We start from the raw sequence: 3,264 nt of genomic DNA, 5'->3' as shown, positions 1-3,264 counted from the left end.
TTGATCATGAGCGCGGGCGACGCCAACCAGGTGCCGGCCGGCGGCGCGCTTGCCGTCGACCGCGACGGATTCGCCGACGCCGTAACGAAAAAACTCGAAGCCCACCCGCTGATCACCATCCAGCGCGAGGAAGTGCCGGGGCTGCCGCCGGCGGATTGGGATCAGGCGATCGTCGCCACGGGTCCGCTGACCGCGCCCTCGCTTGCCCAGTCGATCGCGGAAGCGACCGGCGCCGATGCGCTGGCCCTCTTCGACGCCATCGCGCCTATCGTCCATTTCGACACGATCGACATGGATACCTGCTGGTTCCAGTCGCGCTACGACAAGGTTGGGCCGGGCGGCACCGGCAAGGACTACATCAATTGCCCCATGGACAAGGACCAGTACCTAACCTTCGTGCAGGCGCTGGTCGATGGCCAGAAGACTGAATTCAAGCAATGGGAAGGCACGCCCTATTTCGACGGCTGCCTGCCGATCGAGATCATGGCCGAGCGTGGCGTCGAGACCCTGCGCTACGGGCCGATGAAGCCGATGGGGCTGACCAATGCGCACAATCCGACGGTAAAGGCTTATGCCGTCGTCCAGCTGCGGCAGGACAATGCGCTGGGCACGCTCTACAACATGGTCGGTTTTCAGACCAAATTGAAGCATGCCGAGCAGGTGCGTGTGTTCCGCACCATACCGGGTCTCGAAAACGCCGATTTCGCCCGCCTCGGCGGCCTGCACCGCAACACCTACATCAACTCGCCGACCTTGCTGGACGCCTCGCTGCAGCTGAAGTCGCGCCCTGGCCTGCGTTTTGCCGGCCAGATCACCGGCTGCGAAGGCTATGTCGAAAGTGCTGCGATCGGCCTGCTCGCCGGCCGTTTCGCCGCCGCCGAAAGGCTTGGCCAGGCACCGTCGCTGCCGCCGCTCACCACGGCCTTCGGCGCCTTGCTCAACCACATCACCGGTGGCCACATCGTCTCCGATGACGAACCGGGAAAGCGCTCCTTCCAGCCGATGAATGTCAATTTCGGCCTGTTCCCGCCCGTCGAAGCCCCGAAGATCGGGGGCAAACGCATGCGTGGCAAGGACAAGACTGTCGCCAAGCGCCACGCCATCACATCGCGCGCACGCGCCGATTGCCGGCAATGGCTGGGACTGCCGATGCAAACGGAAACGGCCGAAGCGGCGGAGTAAACTCCCTATTCGACTGGCTCGGCACCTGCCATCGGCAGCCCCGGCTTGCCGGCCTCATCTGGATTGCGTCTGACATAGGCAGCCTTGAGAGTCTCCGACGTTTCGCGTGAGCCGTCATGGCTCCAGCCGGGAGGCTTGATCAGATAATTCAGGCGATCACTCAAGGTCAGGGCGGGCGCAAAGGCATCGCTGAACATGCCGATCCATTCATGGAACGCCACTTTCAGCGGATTGAAGGTGCCGAGGTTTCTGACGATGCCGTAGCGCGGCCGGTCTTCTTCCAGTTCCCCGACGAAGGTGCCGAACATGCGATCCCAGATGATCAGCGTGCCGGCATAGTTGGCGTCGAGATAGCGCGGATTGGTGGCGTGGTGGACGCGGTGGTGTGACGGCGTGTTGAAGACGAATTCGAACCAGCCCCACATTCTGCCGATGGTCTCGGTGTGGATCCAGAACTGCCACACCAGATTGAAGCCGAAGGTGAAGGCAATCACCGCCGGATGAAAGCCAAGCAGCACCAGCGGCGCCTGCAGCACGAACATGAAGGTGAACAGGCCCGTCCAGCTTTGTCGCAACGCCGTCGACAGATTGTAGTGCTGGCTGGAATGGTGGTTGACGTGTTCGGCCCACACCCAGCGCACCCGGTGCGCGATGCGGTGATAGACATAGTAGCGCAGATCATCGAGCAGGAAGGCGGCGAGGAACACCCAGACCGACAGACCGAGATTGAAGACGCGGAATTGCCAGAGCCACAGCAGCGCCCAGTAGGACACGACGCCAAGCAGCAGCCCGGCAACGACATTGCCGGTGCCCATCATCAGGCTGGTCAAGGTGTCGCGCGTCTCGAACGAACCCTTGGCACGGCCGGTGCGCACCAACCAAAGCTCGATCAGGATCGCGACAACGAAGAACGGGATGGCCAGTTGGGTGACTTGCGGGAAATTGTAGCTGTCCATCACGCGGCCTCCCTGGCGGAATTCGGATGTTGCAGCTCAAGCGCTTCCAGCACGCCTTGCGCATCCGCTGCGCTGGCAAAGCGGAAGCGGCCGCCCTTCCAGGTGAAATCGGCGAGCCGGAACGAGACCGTATTCACATCTCCGGCGTTCAAAACTGCGACATCTTGAGGCGTGACGATGCGGGTCAAGAAGCAGTCGCCGATGCTGTGAACGATCCCGATGCGCCCTCGCCCGATATCCAGAAACGCCGTCCTGGCATCCGCCGTCAGGCGCACCACGGTCGCCACCTCGTCGGGAAAATCCTCGGCGAAACGGCTCAGCGCCTGATCCGTTCCGGCAAGCGTGGCCGTCTTGCTGCCGCCGGTGAAATGCACCGCGGCGACCGACAGCGCAATGCCAAGGGCGACGATCGCGACCAGCACAGGCAAGCTCATGGATCGGTATCTCCTCCGGCCGGTCTGTTGTCTGCGGCAACAGTTCTGACTCGGAAAGCTCTTAGCATGATTGACGTTTACGTCAAAGTGCCGGCCAGCCCTTGGTCGCACGACGCAGCAGCAGCCAATGCCGGCGCAAAGCCGATAGCCGCGCCACACCATCGAGCGGCGAGCCACTTTCCATTTTTGTCAGGTAGGCGCGCGACAGGGCCAGTGGCAGGAATGCCGGGCGCAGCGAGACAGGCAAGGCCGATGCGCCCTGTTCGAAGGCGGAAAGATGGTCGCGTGCCAGCGCGATCATTGCCGCCACCGCGCGCTTGGCGCCAGGACCGCCATCGCCGGTGATGAACTCCTGCGGCGAAGAGCCAGCCGCAGCAAGGATATCGGCCGGGATAAAACATTGCCCGCGTTTGCGGTGCAGCGGCAACAGGAGCAGCAGGCCGGTCATCGCCTGCGCACAGCCTGCCCTGCCCGCCAGTGCGGCAAAGCGCGGCGCCTCGCCGGGATCGAGCATCATCGCCGCAAGCTGGATGAGCGCGGCGGCCGTCTCGCCGCAATAGCCTTCCAGATCGGTGCGCGACGGCATCGGGTCGTCGTAGAGGTCGAAGATGCGCGCATCGAGCATGTTCTCGAAGGCCAGTTTCGGCAGGTTGAATGTCGCTATGGTGGCATTCAAGGCTTCAGCTGTGGGA

General features: G+C 63.1%; 4 protein-coding genes. 1 reads left to right on the top strand and 3 read right to left on the bottom strand.

All coding sequences use genetic code 11. From position 1 onward, the window contains the following. Positions 1-1,182 (top strand): methylenetetrahydrofolate--tRNA-(uracil(54)-C(5))-methyltransferase (FADH(2)-oxidizing) TrmFO (gene trmFO / locus EN935_RS28020; RefSeq protein ID WP_127373841.1); only part of this gene is annotated, 1,182 nt, incomplete at its 5' end. Between the two features lie 5 nt (positions 1,183-1,187). Here the strand turns inward: trmFO and EN935_RS28015 are convergent. The 3 genes from EN935_RS28015 to EN935_RS28005 all read right to left on the bottom strand — a co-directional run. Beyond that, positions 1,188-2,138, bottom strand: coding sequence for a sterol desaturase family protein (locus EN935_RS28015; protein ID WP_206532395.1), 951 nt, complete (start codon positions 2,136-2,138; stop codon positions 1,188-1,190). After that, entirely contained in the window at positions 2,138-2,572 is a 435-nt protein-coding gene (locus tag EN935_RS28010) for a hypothetical protein (protein WP_109668880.1), read from the bottom strand. Before EN935_RS28010 ends, EN935_RS28015 begins: the two co-directional genes overlap by 1 nt. Positions 2,573-2,654: 82 nt before the next feature. Beyond that, positions 2,655-3,264: phytoene/squalene synthase family protein (locus tag EN935_RS28005; RefSeq protein WP_164771390.1), on the bottom strand; the 610-nt coding region annotated here is incomplete at its 5' end.

Origin of the sequence: Mesorhizobium sp. M7D.F.Ca.US.004.03.1.1, assembly GCF_003998635.1 — a bacterium.
Lineage (GTDB): Bacteria > Pseudomonadota > Alphaproteobacteria > Rhizobiales > Rhizobiaceae > Mesorhizobium > Mesorhizobium loti.
This window is presented reverse-complemented; position numbering and strand designations above follow the sequence as displayed.

What these genes read in the sequence shown, in the direction of transcription:
- EN935_RS28015 (WP_206532395.1), bottom strand. Translation starts at nt 2,138, where the DNA reads ATGGACAGCTACAATTTCCCGCAAGTCACCCAACTGGCCATCCCGTTC.
- EN935_RS28010 (WP_109668880.1), bottom strand. Translation starts at nt 2,572, where the DNA reads ATGAGCTTGCCTGTGCTGGTCGCGATCGTCGCCCTTGGCATTGCGCTG.